Annotated in this window: 18 protein-coding genes; 8 read left to right on the top strand and 10 right to left on the bottom strand. The window is 64.2% G+C overall.

Annotation, left to right across the window (positions count from 1 at the left end):
• Position 1 precedes the first annotated feature (1 nt).
• A complete protein-coding gene (locus AC097R_RS12255) occupies positions 2 to 991 on the bottom strand; it encodes an alpha/beta hydrolase (protein WP_479598382.1) in 990 nt (329 codons plus the stop codon).
• Between the two features lie 54 nt (positions 992 to 1,045).
• On the opposite strand from AC097R_RS12255, the gene AC097R_RS12260 reads away from it, so the two are divergent.
• The 3 genes from AC097R_RS12260 to AC097R_RS12270 all read left to right on the top strand — a co-directional run bounded on the left by AC097R_RS12260 (position 1,046) and on the right by AC097R_RS12270 (position 5,576).
• Positions 1,046 to 2,182: an iron-containing alcohol dehydrogenase gene (locus tag AC097R_RS12260; protein WP_479598383.1), complete on the top strand. Its 1,137-nt coding sequence runs from the start codon at positions 1,046 to 1,048 to the stop codon at positions 2,180 to 2,182.
• 113 nt (positions 2,183 to 2,295) lie between these two features.
• Positions 2,296 to 5,100 carry an EAL domain-containing protein gene (locus AC097R_RS12265; RefSeq protein ID WP_479598385.1) on the top strand — a complete coding sequence of 935 codons (2,805 nt, stop codon included), beginning with the start codon at positions 2,296 to 2,298 and terminating at the stop codon, positions 5,098 to 5,100.
• Entirely contained in the window at positions 5,097 to 5,576 is a 480-nt protein-coding gene (locus AC097R_RS12270; protein ID WP_479598386.1) for a hypothetical protein, read from the top strand. Before AC097R_RS12265 ends, AC097R_RS12270 begins: the two co-directional genes overlap by 4 nt.
• On the opposite strand, the gene AC097R_RS12275 is transcribed toward AC097R_RS12270, so the two are convergent.
• The 7 genes from AC097R_RS12275 to AC097R_RS12305 all read right to left on the bottom strand — a co-directional run bounded on the left by AC097R_RS12275 (position 5,561) and on the right by AC097R_RS12305 (position 14,381).
• Positions 5,561 to 6,586 carry an alpha/beta hydrolase gene (locus AC097R_RS12275; RefSeq protein ID WP_479598387.1) on the bottom strand — a complete coding sequence of 342 codons (1,026 nt, stop codon included), beginning with the start codon at positions 6,584 to 6,586 and terminating at the stop codon, positions 5,561 to 5,563. The genes AC097R_RS12270 and AC097R_RS12275 overlap by 16 nt on opposite strands.
• Positions 6,583 to 7,743, bottom strand: coding sequence for a patatin-like phospholipase domain-containing protein (locus AC097R_RS12280; protein ID WP_479598388.1), 1,161 nt, complete (start codon positions 7,741 to 7,743; stop codon positions 6,583 to 6,585). The genes AC097R_RS12275 and AC097R_RS12280 overlap by 4 nt, the downstream gene beginning before the upstream one ends.
• A 103-nt stretch (positions 7,744 to 7,846) precedes the next feature.
• Positions 7,847 to 8,653 (bottom strand): HDOD domain-containing protein, encoded by an 807-nt coding sequence (locus tag AC097R_RS12285; RefSeq protein ID WP_479598389.1) that lies wholly within the window; start codon positions 8,651 to 8,653, stop codon positions 7,847 to 7,849.
• 113 nt (positions 8,654 to 8,766) lie between these two features.
• Positions 8,767 to 9,468 (bottom strand): Npun_F0296 family exosortase-dependent surface protein, encoded by a 702-nt coding sequence (locus AC097R_RS12290; RefSeq protein WP_479598391.1) that lies wholly within the window; start codon positions 9,466 to 9,468, stop codon positions 8,767 to 8,769.
• 115 nt (positions 9,469 to 9,583) lie between these two features.
• Entirely contained in the window at positions 9,584 to 10,717 is a 1,134-nt protein-coding gene (locus tag AC097R_RS12295) for a YbdK family carboxylate-amine ligase (RefSeq protein ID WP_479598392.1), read from the bottom strand.
• A 1-nt stretch (position 10,718) separates the two neighbouring features.
• Positions 10,719 to 11,909: a cation:proton antiporter gene (locus AC097R_RS12300; RefSeq protein ID WP_479598393.1), complete on the bottom strand. Its 1,191-nt coding sequence runs from the start codon at positions 11,907 to 11,909 to the stop codon at positions 10,719 to 10,721.
• Between the two features lie 45 nt (positions 11,910 to 11,954).
• The gene (locus AC097R_RS12305; RefSeq protein ID WP_479598395.1) at positions 11,955 to 14,381 is read right to left on the bottom strand and encodes a Tex family protein; all 2,427 of its coding nucleotides are present in this window, start codon (positions 14,379 to 14,381) and stop codon (positions 11,955 to 11,957) included.
• Positions 14,382 to 14,531: 150 nt separating this feature from the next.
• On the opposite strand from AC097R_RS12305, the gene AC097R_RS12310 reads away from it, so the two are divergent.
• The 4 genes from AC097R_RS12310 to AC097R_RS12325 all read left to right on the top strand — a co-directional run bounded on the left by AC097R_RS12310 (position 14,532) and on the right by AC097R_RS12325 (position 18,472).
• On the top strand, positions 14,532 to 15,287 hold the full coding sequence (locus AC097R_RS12310; RefSeq protein ID WP_479598396.1) for a substrate-binding periplasmic protein: 756 nt from the start codon (positions 14,532 to 14,534) through the stop codon (positions 15,285 to 15,287).
• Positions 15,288 to 15,322: 35 nt separating this feature from the next.
• Positions 15,323 to 16,687 (top strand): glutathione-disulfide reductase, encoded by a 1,365-nt coding sequence (gorA, locus tag AC097R_RS12315; protein ID WP_479598397.1) that lies wholly within the window; start codon positions 15,323 to 15,325, stop codon positions 16,685 to 16,687.
• Positions 16,688 to 16,701: 14 nt separating this feature from the next.
• On the top strand, positions 16,702 to 17,886 hold the full coding sequence (locus tag AC097R_RS12320; protein WP_479598398.1) for a methyltransferase: 1,185 nt from the start codon (positions 16,702 to 16,704) through the stop codon (positions 17,884 to 17,886).
• Between the two features lie 76 nt (positions 17,887 to 17,962).
• Positions 17,963 to 18,472 (top strand): DUF1993 domain-containing protein, encoded by a 510-nt coding sequence (locus tag AC097R_RS12325; protein ID WP_479598399.1) that lies wholly within the window; start codon positions 17,963 to 17,965, stop codon positions 18,470 to 18,472.
• Between the two features lie 128 nt (positions 18,473 to 18,600).
• Here AC097R_RS12325 and AC097R_RS12330 read toward each other — a convergent pair whose 3' ends face one another.
• On the bottom strand, positions 18,601 to 18,762 hold the full coding sequence (locus AC097R_RS12330; protein WP_479598400.1) for a hypothetical protein: 162 nt from the start codon (positions 18,760 to 18,762) through the stop codon (positions 18,601 to 18,603).
• Positions 18,763 to 18,842: 80 nt separating this feature from the next.
• Between AC097R_RS12330 and AC097R_RS12335 the strand changes: the two genes are divergently transcribed.
• On the top strand, positions 18,843 to 19,799 hold the full coding sequence (locus AC097R_RS12335; RefSeq protein WP_479598402.1) for a histone deacetylase family protein: 957 nt from the start codon (positions 18,843 to 18,845) through the stop codon (positions 19,797 to 19,799).
• Here the strand turns inward: AC097R_RS12335 and AC097R_RS12340 are convergent.
• Positions 19,796 to 20,818: an iron ABC transporter substrate-binding protein gene (locus tag AC097R_RS12340; protein WP_479598403.1), complete on the bottom strand. Its 1,023-nt coding sequence runs from the start codon at positions 20,816 to 20,818 to the stop codon at positions 19,796 to 19,798. The genes AC097R_RS12335 and AC097R_RS12340 overlap by 4 nt on opposite strands.
• Positions 20,819 to 20,850: the final 32 nt, after the last annotated feature.

Genomic DNA, 20,850 nt, shown 5'->3' on the forward strand with positions numbered 1-20,850 from the left:
TTCAAAGGCCAAATGCGTTGCGCAGCGCGCGCGCTGCATCGGCGTGGGCGGTGGCGGCTTCGGGGATGGCGCGGCCCATCTTGATGAACTCGTGCACCACACCGCGGTAAATCTCCAGGTCCACAGCCACACCGGCCAGGCGCAGGCGATCGGCATAGGCCACACCCTCGTCTACCAGTGGGTCGCACTCGGCCAAGCCCACCCAGGCGGGTGCCACGCCCCCCAGGTCCACCTCGTTTCCATCAGGTCCCTTGCCGTCCAATGGGGCGAAACGCCAGTCGTCCCGGTCTGCGGCACTGCGGATGTAGTGTTCAAAAAAGAAACTGATCTGCCGCTCTTCAAGCAAAAAGCCGCTGGCAAAGATGCTGTGGGAGAGCGTGTCCTGGTGGCCAGCACAACCCGGGTAAAACAACAGTTGCAGGGCTAGCGGCAGGCCGGCGTTGCGCGCCTCGATGGCGCAGGCTGCAGCTAGCGTGCCGCCAGCACTGTCGCCGCCTAGCGCAATGCGGGTCGTATCCAGACCTCGGTCTTTGCCCTCTTGGACCACCCACTGCACCAGGTCCCATGCGTCGTTATGCGCGGTTGGGAATTTGAATTCGGGCGCCAACCGGTAGTCCACCGACAGCACCGCGCACCCCGCCAGGTGCGCCAGGCGGCGGCACAGGCCGTCGTGCGTGGCCACGCTGCCCACGGTAAAGCCGCCGCCGTGAAAATAAATCAGCACGGGCAGTCCGGTCCCGCTGGGCGCGTAATGGCGCACGGGGATGGGGTAGCCGTCGCGCGCGGTCACCTTGAAGTCCTCTACACGGTGCAGTTTCTGGGTCGGTAGCTCCAGCACGTCGGCCCCGGCGGCATAGGCGGTGCGGGCTTGCTGGGCGCTCAGCATGTGCATGGGGGCGTGACCGGCCCGGGCGATGCGGTCCAGCACCCCGCGCATGGCGGGGGTGAGCAGGCTGCGCGGATTGCCGCGGCGGTCATGGTGGTGACTCATGGATGGGATGCTTCTTGGTACATTGGCTTTTTTCAATCCTACACGTCTAGCACCATGGCCTTCATCTACTACGTGACCCAGATTCAGTTTGAATGCGGCGCCGTGCGCCTGCTCAAACAGGAGTGCGAGCGTGTGGGCATCACCCGCCCGCTGATCGTGACCGACCCGGGCGTGAAGGCTGCCGGCATTCTGCAAAAGGCGCTGGACGCCCTGACCGGCCTGACCGTGGCGGTGTTTGACCAGACGCCCTCCAACCCCACTGAAGCTGCAGTTCGTGCCGCGGCGGCGATGTACAAAACCCAGGGCTGCGACGGCTTGATTGCCGTGGGCGGCGGCTCTGCCATTGACTGCGCCAAAGGTGTGGCCATTGCGGCCACCCACGAAGGCCCGCTGACCCACTACGCCACCATCGAAGGCGGCTCGGTGCGCATTACCGAACGCGTCGCGCCCATCATTGCCGTGCCCACCACCAGTGGCACCGGTAGCGAGGTGGCGCGCGGTGCCATCCTCATCGTGGACGACCACCGCAAGCTGGGTTTTCACAGCTGGCACCTGGTGCCCAAGACCGCCATTTGCGATCCCGAACTGACCCTGGGCTTGCCGCCCAAACTGACCGCCGCCACCGGCATGGACGCGATTGCGCACTGCATGGAAACCTTCATGGCCCCGTCCTTCAACCCGCCGGCCGACGGCATTGCGCTGGACGGGCTAGAGCGCGCCTGGGCCCACATTGCCCGCGCCACGCTCAACGGCAGCGACGTGGAAGCCCGCACCAACCTCATGAGCGCCAGCATGCAGGGCGCTATGGCGTTCCAGAAAGGCTTGGGCTGCGTGCATTCCCTGAGCCACAGTCTGGGCGGTGTGGACCCGCGCCTGCACCACGGCACCCTCAACGCCATGTTTCTGCCCGCCGTGGTGGCTTTCAATGCGCAGGCCGAATCGGTGCAAAAGGACAAGCGCTTGCAACGCATGGCCCACGCCATGGGTCTGGATTCGGCCAGTGACATTGGCGAGGCCATCAAGGACATGAATGCCCGCCTGGGCCTGCCCACCGGTCTGGCGGAGATGGGGGTGTCGCCCACGCAGTTTGACCAGATCATCACCGGCGCCCTGGCCGACCACTGCCACAAAACCAACCCCCGCATTGCGACCGCGGATGAGTACCGCCAAATGCTTGAACTGTCGCTGTAGCGCTTGCGCAGCGGTCTTGTAAGGCCGCGCATAGAAGTCGCGGCTAAACTGCCATCGGAATAAGAAAACGATTGCAAGGGGCACCCCATAGCGCCCTAGGGACCACGATAAAAATGCGCCACTACTCCATCAAGACCTGGTTAACGCGGGGAACCTACCCGCGCCTGTTTCTGCCTATTCTAGGCATCATTGTGGTGGTGACACTGGTGCGCTACCACCTGATGTTCAGTGCCGAACTGCAGGAAGCCGTCGAGCACCAGCGGGCCCAGGTGCAGGTCACCGGGCACTACCTGCTGCCCCTGCTGGTGCGTGCCAGCGCCAACGGCACGCAAGCCGAGTTGCAGGCCATGCTGGAGGCCGAGCTGGGCTTTAACCCCGAGATTCAAAGCCTGCAATGGACGCTGCGGGGCCAGGCGCTGCAGGCTGGTACTGCCGACTTTGTGCGGCCACAGGTGCCTCTGTGGTTTACGCAGTTCGCAGCCCTGAAACCCCTGAGTGGAGATTTTGCGCAGCAGTTGCCTGACGGCACAGAGGTACAACTTGTGGTCGTGGTCGGCAACACCCAGGTGCTGGAGCAGGTCTGGCGCACCATTGGTGCGCAGATGCACATATCGGCGCTGAACATCTTCACCATCCTGTTTCTGCTCACCCTGCTGCTGCGGGCCAATGCCCGCATGCTCAGCCGCTTGAATACCGCCACCGAGGAGTTCCGCGCTGGCGAACTGCGCGCCCGCATGGTGGAAAAAGGCACGCTGGAGATGCGGGCCGTAGCGCAAGCCTTCAACAGCATGGCGCAGCAGATCCAGGGCCTGGTGCAATCGCTGCAAACCGCCCAGGCGGAGTTGGAAGAGCAGCTGCACTTCACCCGCCAGTTGATCAACGCCCTGCCCCTCCCCGTGTTTGTGCGGGGCAGCGATGGCACCTGCCTGGGTGTCAACCAAGCCTGGGAAACGTTTTTCAGCACCCCCGCCCAGGCCGTAGTCGGCGCACCGCTGCCCAGTGACTTTGTAGCCCTGCCGCACGAGCGTGCAGGCCGAGAGCGCCGGGTGTTGAGCCGCAAGGACAACGAGGTCCTGGTCAAGGCAGGAACCTACGACCTGCGCGAGATGGTGTACTTCAAGGCGCCCTTCACCCTGACGGATGGCAGTGTGGGCGGCAGCATCGGTGCACTGGTGGACATCACCGAGCGCAAGCTGGCGCAGGAAGCCCTGCTGGAAGAAAAAGAGCGCGCCGTGGTCACGCTGTCGTCGATTGCCGACGGCGTCATCACCACCGACGTGCACGGCCACATTGACAGCCTCAATGAGGCCGCCCAATTTTTGACCGGCTACACCGAACCACAGGCGCTGGGGCGTCGCCTGTCCGACGTGTTTCAACTGGACGCTAAATCTCAGGCCCTGCCCCTAGGTGTGCGGGTGGACCAACTGCACCAGACCCAGACGGCCGTGCACGCCATCAACCAGTTGTTGCTTCACCATTCGGGCGAGCGCTATGCGATCGAGTTCACCGCCGCACCTATTCGCCAAAGCCATGGCACCGCCAGGGGCTGTGTACTGGTGTTCCGCGATGTGACCGAAACCCGCGATTTGCAGCAAAAAATTTCCTGGCAGGCGCGGCACGACGCGCTTACCGGGCTGAACAACCGCGACGCGCTGGCCGAACGCCTGACCCATGCCCTGTACCAGGCCCGCCAGGATGGCGGCCTGTTGAGCGTGTGTCTGTTGGACCTGGACCACTTTCAGGAGATCAATGACCGCCATGGCAATTGGGCGGGTGACCGCCTGCTGAAAGAAGTGGCGCTGCGCTTGCAGGGCTTTGTGCAAGACCCCGCGGACGCGGCCCGCCTGGGCGGTGATGAATTTGTAGTGCTGCTGCGCGGGGCCAGTGGCGAGGCAGAGGTGCAAAGCCAAACCCTGGCCCTGCTGGAATGCCTGGCCCAGCCCTATGCGATTGATGACCTGCTGATCCACTCCAGCGCCAGCGCCGGTGTGGTGCTGTTCCCGCAGGACAACGCCAGCCCGGACACCCTGCTGCGCCATGCCGACCAGGCCATGTACCAGGCCAAGCAGGCGGGCCGGGGTTTCCATATTTTTGATGCCCAGCAAGACCAGGAGGTGCAAACCCACTACACCCAACTGGCCCGCTTGGCCATTGCCGTGCACCAAGGAGAATTCCGGCTGCACTACCAGCCCAAGGTGCACATGCGCACGGGCGAGATTGTGGGCGTGGAAGCCCTGCTGCGCTGGCAGCACCCCGAGCAGGGACTGCTGGCCCCAGGCGGGTTTTTGCCCCTGATGGAGCACACCGACCTGATTGTGGAGACTGGCGAATGGGTGCTGCACCAGGCGCTGGCGCAGCTGCAAAGCTGGGTGCTGCAAGGCCAGCGCTGGGTGGTCAGTGTGAACATTGCGGCGCGGCATTTCCACCGCGCCGACTTTGTGGACCGGCTGCGCGCGCTGCTGGCCTGCTACCCCCAGGCCCCGGCCCATCTGCTGGAACTGGAGATTCTGGAATCTGCCGTGCTGCAGGACATTCAGCACATGCGCCAGGTGATGCAAGGCTGCCAGGCTCTGGGCGTGTGCTTTGCGCTGGATGACTTTGGCACCGGGTTCTCCTCGTTGTCCTACCTCAAGCGCTTGCCAGCAGAAACCATCAAAATCGACCGCATGTTTGTGGAAGGCCTGCTGGACGACGCCGAGGACCGCACGCTGGTGGGCGCCATCGTGGCGCTGGCCAAGGCCTTTGACCGTGCGGTGATTGCCGAAGGCGTGGAAACCCCGGCCCAGGCCAGCAAGTTGCTGGAGCTGGGCTGTGAACTCGGCCAAGGCTATGGCATCGCGCGGCCCATGCCGGCGGCGGACATGGTGCCCTGGGCGCTGGCGTACAGTGCTGTGCACCACATCTCTGCAGAATCGTGAAGCATTCCCTCGCCCTGATATTTACCGCCCTGGCGCTGCACGGCCCGGCGTGGGCTCAGGACACGTCTAAACCGTGGGAGGTGTGCCTGCCAGACCATGCCATCGCGCCATTTGTAAGCGCACCGGGAAAGGCACCCGGTGTGTCCGAACGGCTGATCACGGACGCGGCGACACAGGCGCGTGTGCCGGTGGTGTTTGTGCGTGTGACCAGCGCGCGCTGCCTGGCCTTGCTCAGGATGGGAATGGCGGACGCCGGCCTGGTCAACTCGGCAGAGGAGCATCCGCAGCCCTTGCGGTTTCCCATGCATGGTGGCACGCTCGATGCGAGCAGACGGGTGCTGACCCTGCCCTCGCCAGCGACGGACTATTTTCTGGTGGCCAAGCCCACGCTGTCTGCCGATGAGCAAGCCAAGCTGGAGGCGTGGTGGACCGCCATAGGCGCCCTGCGCGACACGCCAGCCTACAAACCGCGCTGAAGCGTGGCCGCCACCGGGCCCGACAAGCTGGCCATAAAGCCTTCCACCGCCTGCGTGTAGGCCGTGCCCAGGCCCAGTTCCTTGTTGATTTCGCTGTGCGTCATGTCCTGGGGCAAGACCTGTACGCGCACGCCCAGCGGTGTAGCGCGGGCGGCAAATGCGCGGGCCTGCCCACAGGACTCATCGCGCCGGATGGAGCACACCGCCAGCAACGGCTTGGCGCCGGATTGCAATTGCTGCAGTGGCGATACGGCTTTCCAGAAGGTGGGGTCGGTGCCAAAAGCGGGGTCGTACAGCTTGTAGTGCTTGGTCTGCATGATGGGTGCGACATCCAACGCCGCGCTGTCCAGCGCTACCGTACCCAGCCAGGGCTGGGCCCCGGCTTGGCTGGCCAGCGAACCGGAGGACGCGAGCAACGCCACCAGATGCGCACCGGCAGAATGGCCCATGAGGATGAACTGCTTGGGGTCTGCGCCCCAGCCCGTGGCCTTGGACTGGGCACTGGCCAGCGCCTGGGCCACGTCGCGCACCTGGTCCAGCGGGTCGGCTTCGGGCAGCAGGCGGTTGTTCACCGAGATAAAGACAAAGCCCTTGGGCACCCAACGCGCCACCTTGTTGTCCACCACATTGCCCATGCGCTTGTCGCCCGTACGCCAAGCCCCACCGTGCACCATGAAGATCACGGGTGCCAGGGCCGCGCCTTTGGTGGGCAGGTACACGTCCATGCGTTGTTTGGGGTCGCTGCCATAGGCCACGTCGCGAACCACCGTGCGGGCCACCGTGGACTGGGTGCTGTCGGTGGTGTACGGGTCTTCCAGCGTCTGCTCCGTGCTGGGTTCGGCGGCGGGGGCTTTTTCTTCGGCCCGGCTCTCGGCGCGGGCCGCGCGGCGTTGCTTGAAGCGGTCTAGCAGCGGACCGGCTGATGCGGCACTGGCCGTGAGGGCCAGCGCCATGCACAGCGCCGTTGCGCGGGGAAAGGAGAGCGTGGGCAGCAGTGTGGGCAGTGTCATAGTGGGCGTACCAAGTTCATGTCGGGCTTGTCCAGCCAGGCGATGAACTCGTCCACCAACTGCTGGCTGGCACGGGTGGCGGTGGTCCACGCCTTCACCCGTCCAGCCAGATCATTGCCAAAGTGCGTAAAGTCTGTGCGGTCTGGAAGTTTGCTGTTTGGTAAAGTTTTCACCCACTCGGGGTTGGGCGCCAGCAGCACCATGGTGTCCAGATACGCCGTGGAACGGTGCCGCCACTTCAGCCCCTTGTCCAGCCAGCCCGGCACCACGCTTTTCTGGAAATGCGGGTACAGCACCAGCCCTTGGTGCTCTGATAGGCCGCTAGCCCCCGTATCCTCTGCGCCGGTAGCTCCTGAATTGATAGCGTTTTCGCGCGGCTGCGCGGCCGGGTAGTTCAGGTGCAGGTGGTAGTCGGTGATGCCGCCATCCCAGTAGGCGCCGGTGGGCGCGCCGGGGATGTTGTGAATGGCCTGTAACACGAACGGGATCGAGCAGCTGGCCTGTAGCGCAGGGTTGAAGTTGGCCTCGCTCAGCGCCACGTGGCGCGTGCGGTAGTCGCCGGTAGCAAACGGCAGCGCCGCTGCAGCCCCACCCGCCAGCGGGGTGGAAAAGACCACCCGCTCCAGCCAGGCGCCCATGGCCTTGCGGTGCACCGTGTTGGTCAAAAACGCCCCCAGATAGCCCAGCGGCGTACGCAGACCATGCTCGGTGCGCAGCAGGTGCCGCCCGCGCGAGGTAACGATGTGCAGCCGGTAACGCGGGTTCTGCAGCACCTCGGGCACCCGTCCACCGTAAAACGACAGCAGGTTTTGGCCAAATGTCTCGCTGATCTGGGCCGCGCTGATGCGCTTTTGGCCTGGCGCCAGCTCGTAGTGCTGGTGAATGTAGTCGTGCTCCAGCCGCTCGAACGCGGCCACCGGGTCATTCAGGCAGGCCGTGGCCATGCGCCAGGCGCCAATGGAGGCGCCCACCAAGTCCACCGGCTGGTTGGAGCGTGGCAGCCAGTCGCCAAAAATGAAGCGGTCCAGTGCGCCGAGGATCAGGCCCTTGGGCCCGCCGGCGGCGCCGGGGATGGTGGCAATATGCTGGGGTTGCAGTCCGCGGGCGACCAGCGCCGCCCGGGCCTTGGGGCCCGCGTAGATATGAAGTGCTTGCATTCTAAAAAATCAATCGAAGAAGACCAACTCGCGGCTGGGCCGCCCCAAGGCGAGTTAGCCCCCCTTGGGGGGCAGCGACCCGCGCAGCGGCGGAGCGTGGGGGTCATGTATATGCAGCCCAGTCAAACGGGTCTTGCTGCAGCACCATGTCGATGTCCAGCCCCAGGGTCACGCCGACGGAGCCTGGAAAGGTCACCGCCAAACCGCGTTGGGTCAGCTTGGCCTCTTTGCCACGGGCGCGCCACGCCGCCAGGTGAATCACCCCGGCCAGCGGCTCGTACACATGGTTCTCAAACGGGGCGTACTGGTGCTCCAGTGCGTCCACCATGGGTTGGGGAAAGTGCCACATGCGTGCATAGCCCGCGCCCACACTGGCGTAGCAATAGCCCAGCACCTTGCGTTCCAGCGAGGCGCGGTTCATGCCCAGCGGGTGCACGTCTTCGTCCAGCACAGCGGTGATGTCCGACATGGCCAGGTGCATGGCCAGCTCGCCCACCGCGTGGATCAGCCCACAGGTGAAGGCCGCCTGCTGGTTCAGCCGCACCAGCCCGGCCAGCGAGCGGGATACGCGGGCCACGTTCAGGCTGTAGTCCCAAAACTGTTGCAGCTGGATCCCGGGCACGGCCTTGAGCGAAGCGCCAGTGGCCGCGGCCTGGGCCATGGTGCGCACGTGGTTCAGGTCCAGCAGGGCCAGGGCCTCCGAGACGCTGCTGATCTTGCCCGAGAGCTGGAAAAAACTGGAGTTGGCCAGTTGCAGAAGCCGGGTGGTCAGTGCGGGGTCGGTGCTGATGAGTTGGGTGACCTTCTTGAGGTCAATTTCCGGACGGTCCAGCTCATTGAGCAGCAGTGCTACCACTTTGGGAATGCTGGGCAGAATGAACTGCTGCTCCAGCAACGCACTGAGTTTCATGGTGACGGTCTCCTCAACCAACTTTTGGGGATGGGGGGATTATCCATCCCCGCTGCAGCCCGCAGAAGCAAAAAAACCCCGCCGGGGCGGGGTTTGCAAGCAGACCGGTCGCCTCAGGCGCGGGTCTTGGTCTTGCGGCGTGCCACCACACCCATCAGGCCCAGACCCGCCAGCAGCATGGCGTAGGTTTCGGGTTCAGGCACGGCGGTGATGAAGGCATGGTTGTCGGTCTCGAACGCGTTGCCGTTGGAGGCAAAGGTCACGCGGGTGATTTTCTCGGCGCCCTGGGTGAACACGTTGAAGTAGCGCGCGTAGCTTTGGTTGCCGTCGGCGGGCTGCTTGACGATGCTGCCGTCAAACGAGGCCAGCTGGGTATTGCCGTTCCAGAAAGTCACGCTGTTGTAGGTGTCGGGCGAACCCCACAGGAAGCCAAAGTAGCTCAAGGCTGCACTGAAGGTGACCGAACCGGTGCCAGCTTGCACGCCCGAGTTGCCCAGGGAGTAGTAGTTGTCTACCGCGCCCACAGGGCGGGCGGCCACGCCAGAGATCAGGGTGCTGTTGTTGAACAGGGCACCGTCGCGGTAGGTGTAGCTCACGCCACCGGCTGCGCCGGCATAGACCACGTCATTGGCGGCGGCACTGCCAACCACAGCGCTGGCGTTGTTGGTGCTGCTGGTGCCAAAGGTGATGGTGTGGGCACCGGCCACCGCGCTGTAGTCGGTGTTGGTCACCGACGATGTCAGCGCATGGGCCGACAAGGCGGGCACCATCAGGGCGGCGGCCAGAAGAGCAGAAGCGGAAAAGCGCAGTGGCATGGAAATCCCTTGAACGTTACTTATTGTTACAGGTCCGATTGTGCGGCTACACCGAACCCGTTCAATAGTCCAAACAGACTAAGCGCGACAGTCAGGCGCCAAAAGCGGAACTAGTTCACGCTTTGCCAGCCTTGCTGTTTCGAAAACGCTGCAGAGCAGAGTCCACCATTCCCTCCACCCCGCCGCGCTCGGCGCACTCCTGGCGCAGGAAGTTGGCGTCGCCGCCCTCGCGGGCCGCCTGGTAAATGTGGTCCAGCGCAGCCACACAACCCAGCTTCTCCGCCTGTGGCCAGATGTGGCGTACGGTGGTGAGGATGTCCTCACGCAGCGACAGCTTGGTGTAGGTCTTGGGGTGGGCCAGCGTGCCATCCAGGCCAAAACGGCAGGCCTGGAAGCGGTTGTAGTTGTAGACCAGGTAGTCGTCTTCAGCGGGCGGCGGCTCGTTGCGCTCCAGCAGGTACCGGCACAGCGCCTGCAGGTAGCAGGCCAGCGCGGCGGCGCGCTCTACGGTCAGCGGTGTGTCGCACACCCGCAGCTCGATGGTGCCGTACTCGGGCTTGGGGCGTATGTCCCAGTAAAAGTCCTTCATGCTTTTGACCACGCCCGTGAGCTCCATTTTGGCGAAGTACTGTTCCTCAAAGTCTTGCCAGCGCAGCAAAAATGGCGCCCGCCCGCTCAGCGGAAACGCGAACACCGAGTTCAACCGCGCCGAGTGGAACAGTGTGTCGTTGCCCTGCACAAAGGGGGACGAGGCCGACAGCGCAATGAAATGGGGCACATAGCGGTTCAGGGCGTGCAGCAAAAACAAGGCTTCGTCACCGCTGGTGCAGCCCACGTGCACATGCTGGCCAAATATGGTGAACTGCTTGGTCAGGTAGCCGTACAGCAGGGACACTTCAAGGAAGCGCGGCTTGTTGAAAATACGCCGCTCGGACCAGAGCTGGAACGGGTGGGTGCCACCACCGCAGATGCCAATATTGAGCTGGTCGCCTGCCTTGACAAGAATGTCGCGCATCTGTTGCAGTTGCGCCTGCAGCGTGGCGTATTCGGTGTGCACGTCGGTGGCGACTTCGATCATGCTTTCGGTCACCTCGGGCGTGACCACGCCCGGAAAGGGCTTGCGCCGCAGCAGTTCCAGCATGTCGGGGCTGGCCGCGGTGAGGTCAAAGTCGCTGAGGCTGACCAACTGCAGTTCCAGCTCGACCCCCAGGCTCAACGATTGCGACTGTTTGAAGGGCTCCAATGCCATGTCATTCCCCTCTGCTGTCCGGCGCTTCGCGTGCCCACACCAGCGCCCGGCGAATGAAGATGGGGCCCAACACCTCCAGGGTCAGTGCCATGGTGGCAAGCGGTGCCAGCTCTTCCACCAGATGGATGCCCAGGTAGCGCGTTTGCTCCAGGACCAGGATCACGAAGGCCGAGATGGGCGTGGTGGCCACGCCGATAAGCAGCCCTTTGCGCCAAGAAATGCCGCTGACGTGGGCAAACAGGCTGATGCCGACAATTTTTGCCAGCTGGCGTACCCCCATCACGGCAAATCCCACGGTCATGCCCGCCACCACCTGTTGCCAATCCAAGGTGGATGCGATGAACACAAATAACAACATGGAGAGCAAATCGCCCAGCGCGCCAAAGCCGCGCTGTGAGGAGTTCAACACAATGCGGCGATGCCGGGCCGACAACCCAAAGGTGAGCGCCACCAGTACGGGCGACAGTTTCAGGCTGTGGGCCAGGGCCACCAGGCAAATGATGGCCAGGGTGAAGGCCAGGGTGCTGTCGTCGCTGGTGCGGCCGGTGAATTGCAACAGGGCCGGAACAAGCGCACCGGCCAGCATGCCCAAAATACCGGAGGCACACAGGTCGACCAGGCTGCCATAGGTTGCGTCCCAGAGGTTGCCCGAGGTCTCGAACACCACCAGTCCCACAATGATTTTGTAAACAAACACGGCCAGCACACAGTTCATCGCCGACAGGTGCAACACCCGCTCGGTCACCTGGCCAGAGCTGCGCTGCTCATTGGCCACCCGCAGGATGCTGGCGGGTGACGTGGCCATGGACAGGGAGCCTAGCAGCACCGCACTGGACTGCGACTGCCCAAACCACAGGACCAAAAAGTAGACCGCGGCGAACGTGAGCGCCGTTTCGGTCACGCTGGTGGCCGCGATCCAGGGGTTGGTGCGCAACCAGCGCAAATTAATGCGGTATCCGCACTCGAACAGGATCAGGCCAAACGCAATGTTGGCCAAAAGAAGCACGGTGTTCGATGGGTCCGCCGGCAACAAGCCGCCCTGGGTGGGCGCCAGAACAAAGCCGACTATGGCGTAGGCACTGATGCGTGGCAACCTTGCCAGCCGGTGTCCTATCTCTCCCGCAAACCATGCAATGAGGATCGTGATGGGCCAGGCGATGTCCGAAAACACCGGCCCCAAGAGCATCTGCATGCGGCGATGCTAGTGCAAGCAGCCGCTCCCGGGTGTTGCAAAGTGTTAGCGTTTGAGCTTGGCGAAGGCACTGGCCATGGCGGAATTGCCACCCAAGCTGGTGTCTTGGCGGCTGCCCTGGTGCTGGCGCTCTTCGCGGGCTGGGCCCTGGTAGCGGTTGTCCCCTGCCCTGTCTTTGCTTCCTGCAGGCGCAGCGCCAATTTTCATGGTCAGCGCAATGCGCTTGCGCGCCACGTCCACCTCAACCACCTGCACTTTGACGATGTCGCCAGTCTTCACGACCTCTCGCGCATCGTTGACAAACTTGTGCGCGAGTTGGCTCACATGCACCAGACCGTCCTGGTGCACACCCAGGTCAATGAACGCGCCAAACTGCGCCACGTTGCTCACGGTGCCTTCGAGGATCATTCCCTCTTTCAGGTCGGCAATGTCTTCCACGCCGTCGTTGAAGCGCGCGACCTTGAAGTCTGGGCGCGGGTCGCGGCCGGGCTTTTCAAGCTCGGTGAAGATGTCCTTGACGGTGATCACACCGAACTGCTCGTTGGCGAACAACTCGGGGCGCAGGGTCTTGAGCATGTCCGCGCGGCCCATGATTTCAGCCACCGGTTTGCCGGACTTGGCAATGATTTGCTCCACCACGGGGTAGGTTTCCGGGTGCACGCCCGTCATGTCCAGCGGATTGGTACCACCGCGAATGCGCAGGAAGCCCGCGCTTTGCTCGAACGTTTTGGCACCCAAGCCGGTGACTTTCATCAGGTCCTGGCGGCTGGCAAACGCGCCATTGGCTTCGCGCCAGCGCACGACGGCCTTGGCCACGGTGCCAGACAAACCAGATACGCGGGACAACAACGGCACGCTGGCGGTGTTCAGGTCCACACCGACCGAGTTCACGCAGTCTTCGACCACCGCGTCCAGCGTCTTGGCCAGTTCGCTCTGGTTCACATCGTGCTGGTACTGTCCCACGCCGATGCTCTTGGGGTCGATCTTCACCAGCTCTGCCAATGGATCTTGCAGGCGGCGGGCAATGGACGCTGCGCCGCGCAGGCTGACGTCCACATCGGGCATTTCCTGCGACGCGAATTCGCTGGCGGAGTACACCGAGGCACCGGCTTCCGACACCACGACCTTCTCCACCTTGATCTCGGGCGCACCGGCTTGCGCGGCCATCTTGGCCAGCAGCTTGATCAGGTCAGCCGCCAGCTTGTCGGTCTCGCGGCTGGCGGTGCCGTTACCGATCGCAATGAGGTTCACGCCATGTTTGGCGCAAAGTTTGCCTAGGGTGTGGAGTGATCCTTCCCAATCCTTGCGCGGCTCGTGCGGGAACACGGTGGCGGTTTCCACCAGCTTGCCGGTGGCATCGACCACCGCCACTTTCACGCCCGTGCGGATGCCAGGGTCCAGGCCCATCACGACACGCGGGCCGGCGGGGGCGGCCAGCAACAGGTCGCGCAGGTTGTCGGCGAACACCTTGATGGCCACCTTCTCCGCGTCTTCACGCAGGCGTGCAAACAGGTCGCGCTCGGTGGACAGGCTCAGTTTCACCTTCCAGGTCCAGCCCACGCACTTGCGGATCAAATCGTCGGCCGCGCGGCCCTGGTGGCTCCAGCCCAGCTTCAGGGCGATACGGCCTTCGGCCAACGATACCGCCGGAGTCGCTACTTTTTTAATAGCTGCCGGCGCAGTAGATACGGGGGCTGCAGGCGTATTTGACTCTGGAAGCACCAGCTTGGCGTCCAGAATGTCCAGCGAGCGCCCGCGGAACACGGCCAGCGCACGGTGGCTGGGCACGCGGCCAATGGGCTCGTCGTAGTCAAAGTAATCGCGGAACTTGGACACGTCGGCGCTGTTTTCGTCCTTGCCTTCGGCCAGCTTGCTTTGCAGCAGGCCTTCGTTCCACAGCCAGGCGCGCAGGTCTTGCACCAGCACCGGATCTTCGGCCCAGCGCTCGCTCAGAAGATCGCGCACGCCATCCAGCACGGCGAATACGGTTGAGAAATCGGGCTGCTTGTCAGCGATCTGCTCAGGCGTGAGCGGGGGCTTGAGGTAGGCCTCGGCGGCCTCACTAGGCACCAGCGTGGGGTTGGCAAACAGCGCGTCCGCCAGCGGCTCCAGCCCGGCTTCCTTGGCCAACTGGCCTTTGGTGCGGCGCTTGAGCTTGAACGGCAGGTAGATGTCTTCCACCTCCTGCTTGGTGGCGGCCTGGTGGATGGCGGCCATCAGCGTGGGCGTGAGTTTGCCCTGCTCGTCGATGGCCTTGCACACGGCTTCCTTGCGGTCGCGCAGTTCGCGCAGGTAGCTCAGGCGGGCTTCGAGTTCGCGCAGCTGGATGTCGTCCAGCCCATCGGTCACTTCCTTGCGGTAGCGGGCGATGAACGGCACGGTGGCGCCTTCGTCCAGCAGGGCCACGGCGGCTTCGACTTGCTGGGGGCGGACACGGATTTCTTGCGCGATTTGCGCGATGATTTGCTGCATGGGAGGGGCTAACGCTGACGGTGTGTGAGGGCGCCAGGGGCGGCGCCCGGAATTCAATCAAGGGCGGAAGTTTGCCACAGCCGGGCGCCCCTTTTTAGTGCCTAAAAAGCAGGCAGCCAGGCGTCGCAGACTGGCATAAACTGTAAGCATATGTCGTTGAAATCCAGCTTCTCGTCGCTGGCATGTCTGTGCCTGCTCGTTGTAAGCCTTGTGTCCCATGCGCTGGCGGCGCCACCCGAGGTGCGGGTAGGCATGGGCCTCACCAAGCCGCCCTACATCATGGAATCCGGCAAGGAAGGCATTGAGGTCGAAATTGCCGACCAGGCCCTGGCTGCCGTGGGCTACAAGATGGTGGGGCTGCAGTTTCCGCCGGCCCGCGGGCTTGCCATGCAGCGCGCGGGCCAGCTGGACATGCTGCTGACCGTGGACGAGGGCATAGGTGGCAACGACTATTTCTCGGCCCCCTATGTGTATTTCCAGAACGTGGCCATCACCCTGGCCTCTCGCAACCTGCCCATCCGGCGCATTGAGGACCTGGCCGACTATTCGGTGGCCGCCTTCCAGAATGCCAATGTGATCCTGGGCGAGCGCTTCAAGGCCGTGGTCGAGCGCCACCCGGACTACAAGGAATACCCGCAGCAAATCATCCAGAACAACCTGCTGTTCACCAGCCATGTGGACGTGGTGGTGGGTGACCGGCGCATCTTTCGCTATTTCATTCCCCGGCTGGACCCCAAGGTGGACGCCAGCCAGGCCATCACCATCCACACCATTTTCCCGCCCAGCCCGCGCAAGGCCGTGTTCAAAGACCCCGAGTTGCGCGACCGCTTCAACGCAGGCCTCAAAATCATCCAGAGCAATGGCGTCTACGATGCCATTCTGAAAAAACACGCGGGCCAGCTGTAACCAGCCCTGGCGCTGCGCACCACACAAGGGAGCGTATGGAACAGTTTGATCTCATCGTCATTGGGGGCGGGTCGGGCGGCGTGCGCGCGGCGCGCATTGCGGCCAACCACGGTGCGCGCGTGGCGCTGGCCGAGGAATACCGCATGGGCGGCACCTGCGTGATTCGCGGCTGCGTGCCCAAGAAGCTCATGGTCTATGCCTCGCGCTTTGCGCAGGAGTTTGAAGAGGCTGCGGGTTTTGGCTGGACGCTGGATGCGCCCCGCTTCGACTGGGCCACGCTCAAGACCCGGCGCGACGCCGAGGTGGCGCGCCTGGAAGGCATTTACCGCAGCAACCTGGGCAACGCGGGCGTACAGATTTTGGAAGGCCGGGCTACGCTGGTGGACCGCCATACAGTGGCCCTGTCGAATGGCCAGCGCTTTCACGCCAAACACATTTTGATAGCAACCGGCGCACAGCCGGCGCGGGGTCCAGACATTCCCGGTCATGAACTGGCGATCGACTCCAATGGCTTCTTCGACCTGCCCACCCTGCCCCGGCGCGTGGTGGTGCAAGGTGCGGGTTACATCGCGCTGGAGCTGGCATGCGTGCTGCATTTGCTGGGTGCGCAGGTCACGGTGGTGGTGCGTGGCGAGCGGATTCTGCGCGGCTTTGACGACGAGCTGCGCCAGCACCTGGCGGCGGAGATGGCGCACAGCGGCCTGCAGTTCCGCTTTGGCAGTGAAGTGCACGCCATTGCCCGCGATGCTGACGCCCTGCAGGTGCAGTTGGGCAACGGCGACACACTGGCCGCCGACTGCGTGCTGCGTGCGCTGGGCCGCAGGCCCAACACCCAGGGCCTGGGGCTGGAAGCGTTGGGCATTGCGCTGGACGCGCAAGGCGCTATTCCGGTCGACGACTTCAGCCAGACCGCGGTACCCAACATTTACGCCGTGGGCGACGTGACCAACCGCGTGAACCTCACGCCCATGGCGATTCGTGAGGGCCATGCCTTTGCCGACACCGTGTTTGGCGGCACCCCGCGCCGCGTGGACCACACGCTAATCCCCACGGCCGTGTTCACCACGCCCGAAGCTGGCGTGGTGGGGCTCACCGAAGAACAAGCGCTCAAGACCCACCCGCGGCTGGACGTGTACCGCGCAACTTTTCGCCCCCTGAAGGCTACGCTCTCGGGCCACACCGGCAAGATGCTGCTCAAACTGCTGGTCAACCGCGACACCGACCGCGTGCTGGGTTTCCACGCCGTGGGGCCCGATACCGGTGAAATGGCGCAGCTGGTGGGCGTGGCCCTGCAGCTGCAGGCCACCAAGGCCGCGCTGGATGCTACGCTCGCGGTCCACCCCACGGCCGCCGAAGAGCTGGTCACCATGCGCACGCCCGCCGTGCGCCACAACCTCTAAGGCCCCTCTCCCCCATGCAGCCCCCTCAAATTCACTGGACCGAAGCGGGCCAGGCCTGTTCTGCGCTGTGGCGCTCCGAGCGCGGTGCCGCGCCGCCCAAACGCGTGGTGCTGGCCGACGACACCACCACGGCCGACGATGCCTACCACCTGGCCTGCGAAGGCACGGCCCTGCTCTGGCGCGGCGATTTTCAGAACGCCCGCCAGCTGCTGCAAGCCCTGGCCCGGCGCATCGACAAAACGCCCCAGCGCAAACAGCGCGCCGCCAAGGGAGCGGCCATCCACAAGCCCCCCGTGTCGCCGGCCGATGGCTTTAACCTGCACCGGCAGGCCCAGGCGCAGCGCGCCCGGGTGCTGGCCATGGTGCTGCTGCCCTTCAATGCCGACTACAGCATCCCGCTGCGCCGCGCACCCGATGCGCGCCAGGCCTGCACCGAGGCCTGGGGCCCAGTGGTCGCGGAAGACGGTGCCTGCGTGGCCAGCCTGCGCGACCTGCTGGGCATGGTCAGCGCCCACGAGTGGCGCAAGAAAGGAGTGGAGATTTCCGCGCTGGGCGCAGCACCCAACAACCGCATCCACCCCCACTACGGTGTGTTCTCCCCGGTGCGTGGCGAGTATGTCGATCTGGTGGCCACCACCCCGCTGCCCCAGGGCGCCGATCTGGTGGCGTTTGACATTGGCACCGGCACCGGCGTGTTGGCGGCTGTGCTGGCGCGCCGCGGTGTGGCCAGCGTGGTCGCCACCGACCAAGACCCGCGCGCACTGGCCTGCGCCCGCGCCAACCTCGCCCAGCTCGGTGTGGCGGCCCAGGTCACGGTGCTGCAGGCCAATCTGTTTCCCGAGGGACTGGCCTCGCTGGTAGTGTGCAACCCGCCCTGGCTGCCCGCGCGACCCAGCTCGCCCATTGAATACGCGGTGTACGACGAAAACAGCCAGATGCTGCTGGGTTTTCTGAATGGTCTGGCGGCCCACCTGGCGCCTGGCGGCGAGGGCTGGCTCATCCTGTCCGACCTGGCCGAACACCTGGGCCTGCGCAGCCGCTACGAGCTGCTGGCCGCCTTTGCCGCAGCTGGGCTGCAGGTCTTGGGCCGGCGCGACGCCAAGCCCCTGCACCCCAAGGCCACCGAGGGCACCGACGCCCTGCACGCCGCCCGCGCAGCCGAAGTCACTTCGCTCTGGCGCCTGGGTCCTCTGCGCTGAATACCCCAAATGCCCTTGCGGCGGCACGCGTCGCCCAAGCTGTTACGCTTCGCCCTCTTTTGAAGGAACCTGCCCCATGACCGACGCCCTCTATACCGCCTCCATCCCCGTCTTCAAGCAAATGCTGCAAGCCCTGAGCAACGTGCTGCGCAAGGCCGAAGAGCACGCCTCTGCCAAGAAGATCGATCCCAACGCCCTGCTGCAGGCGCGCCTGTACCCCGACATGTTCCCGTTGCTGCGCCAGGTGATGATTGCCAGCGACTTTGCCAAGGGCGCCGCTGCGCGCCTGGCCGGTGTGGACGTGCCCGTGATGCCCGATACCGAACTGACCTTTGCCGAACTGCAAACCCGCATCGCCACCGTGGTGACCTTCATCACCAGCCTGGACGCCAGCCTGTTCGACAAGCCCCACACCCGTGAGATCGTTATCCAGGCCGGAACCCCACGCGAGCGCACTTTTGCCGCGTCCACCTACCTGCTGCACTACGCCATTCCCCAGTTCTTCTTCCACGTGACCACCGCCTACGCTCTGCTGCGCCACAACGGCGTGGAAGTGGGCAAGAAAGACTACATGGGTGCCAACTGATTGCTATTGAATTGGTAGCTGCTGGCGTACTTTCCATGGGGGCTAGCGCCGCTTTTGACCCATAAATGCAAAAGGCCCTCAGTTGAGGGCCTTTTGTTTTGGTGACATCCGGTCAGGGATGTCAGGGCTTAGCTGTGACGCTTGCCGGGGTTCTTCTTGCTGCGGGTTGCAACACCACGTTCCAGGCTCACGCGTTGGCCGCGGCCGCCGGTGGGCAGGGTGTAGCCAGCGACGGGCTTGGGGGCGGGAGTGGCTTTGCGGTCGGCTTCGGTAACGATTTTGTTGCCCATGGAACTATCCTGTTGGTTGGTGTGAAAACCCGTATTTTCTCACTTTTTTAAAGGCTCTTGGCGTTTGCCACAATTCAGGCATGCAGGCCTTCTATTCCGACCAGTTTGTGCTGCCCTTGCCCGAGGGCCACCGCTTCCCCATGGCCAAGTACCGCATGCTGCGCGACCAGCTGGTGGCGCACCTGCCCGAGGTCCGGCTGACCGAGGCGCCGGCCGCGACGCGGGGCGAGTTGGCGCTGGTGCACACGCAAGCGTATATCGACGCGATTCTGGAAGGCACGGCTGCGCCTGCAGTGCTCCGAGAGATCGGTTTTCCCTGGAGCCCGGCCATGGCCGAGCGCGCGCGCCGCAGCGTGGGCGCCACGGTGGCTGCCGCCCGCGTGGCGCTGACCGAAGGCATTGCCGCCAACCTGGCCGGCGGCACGCACCACGCCTATGCCGACAAGGGGGGCGGCTTTTGTGTGTTCAACGATGTGGCTGTGGCGGCCCGCGTGCTGCAGGCCGAATGGGGTCGCGCCCGCCTGGCCGATGGGGGCCGCCGCCCTGCCCTGCAGGTCGCGGTGATTGACCTGGACGTGCACCAGGGCAACGGCACGGCGCATATTTTTCAGGACGACGACTCGGTCTTCACGCTGTCGCTGCACGGCGACAAGAACTTTCCGTTTCGCAAGGAGGCGGGGGACATTGATGTGCCGCTGGCCGATGGCTGTGGCGATGGCGACTACCTGGCGGCGCTGGAGCAAGCCCTGCACATGCTGGAGGGGCAATGCCAGCCCGGCGTGGTGTTTTACCTGGCGGGAGCTGACCCGCACGAGGGTGACCGACTGGGCCGCCTGAACATCACGGCCGATGGCCTGGAGGCGCGTGACCGGCGCGTGATGGACTGGTGCTGGCAGCGCCGCATCCCGTTGGTGTTCACCATGGCGGGCGGCTATGGCGTGAAGATCGAAGACACGGTGCAGGTCCAGCGCACCACCTACCAGGTGGCGCTGTCGTACTGGAAACGCTGGCAGACGCTGGTGGCCGCGCAGGTTTAGAGCAAACCGGCTTCCAGCATCAGGTCCGTCACCTTGCGGTTGTTGAGCTTGGACGGTTCGACTTTGGGCGCTTGCAGATCGGCCAGGGGCACCAGGTTGCGGTTGGACTTGGCGTCTACACCCACAGCGTATTCAAACGAACGGCCGGTGCGCAGCACTTCCTGGCCGCCCTTGCCCGTGATCCATTGGATGAAGGCCTGCGCTTCGGGCTTGTGCTTGCTGCTGGCCAGCACGCCGCCACCGGAGATGCTGATGAACGCGCCGGGGTCCTGGTTGCGGAAGTAGTGCAGGCCAGTCTTCTCGCTGTTCTCGCCGGTCTTGGCGATGTCTTCGATCTGGTAGTAGTGGAAGATGATGGCGCCGTCGATCTGGCCGTCGTTCACGGCCTTCATGGCGAAGCTGTTGCCACGGTACTTCACCACGTTTTCCTTCATGCCCTTGAGCCAGGCCAGGGTCGCGGCCTCGCCTTTGAGTTCCAGCATCGCGCTCACGATGGCCTGAAAGTCAGCCCCGCCGGGTGCTGCACCCCAGCGGCCTTTCCACTCGGGGTTGGCCAGGTCCATGATGGACTTGGGCAGCTTGGCGGGGGTGAATTTGGTCTTCTTGTAAACAAACACGGTGCTGCGGGCGGCAATGCCGGTCCAGCGGCCATGTGCGGGGCGGTAATTCGGGTCCACCTGCGCCACCGTGGCGGGGTCCAGCGGGGCCAGCAGGCCGGCACCGTCCACCAGGGCCATGGCGGGGGAGTTTTCGGTCAGGAAGACATCGGCCGGGGAATTGGCACCCTCCTGCACGATCTGGTTGCCCACCTCCATGTCATCGCCATTGCGCAGGATGACCTTGATGCCGGTCTCACGGGTGAAGCCATCGGCCCACTCTTTGGCCAGGCTGGCGTGCTGGGCGTTGTAAACCAGGATGGAGCCCGGCGCGCTCTGCGCCAGCGTGGCTACTGAAGCACTGATGAGACTGCTGGCCAGTGCCACTGCGCGCAGCAAGGAAAGGGAACGTGGAAGTGTCATAAGGGGTAGTTAAATGCAAGTAATTCGCATTT

The organism is Rhodoferax sp. ZS1R25 (genome assembly GCF_056521335.1).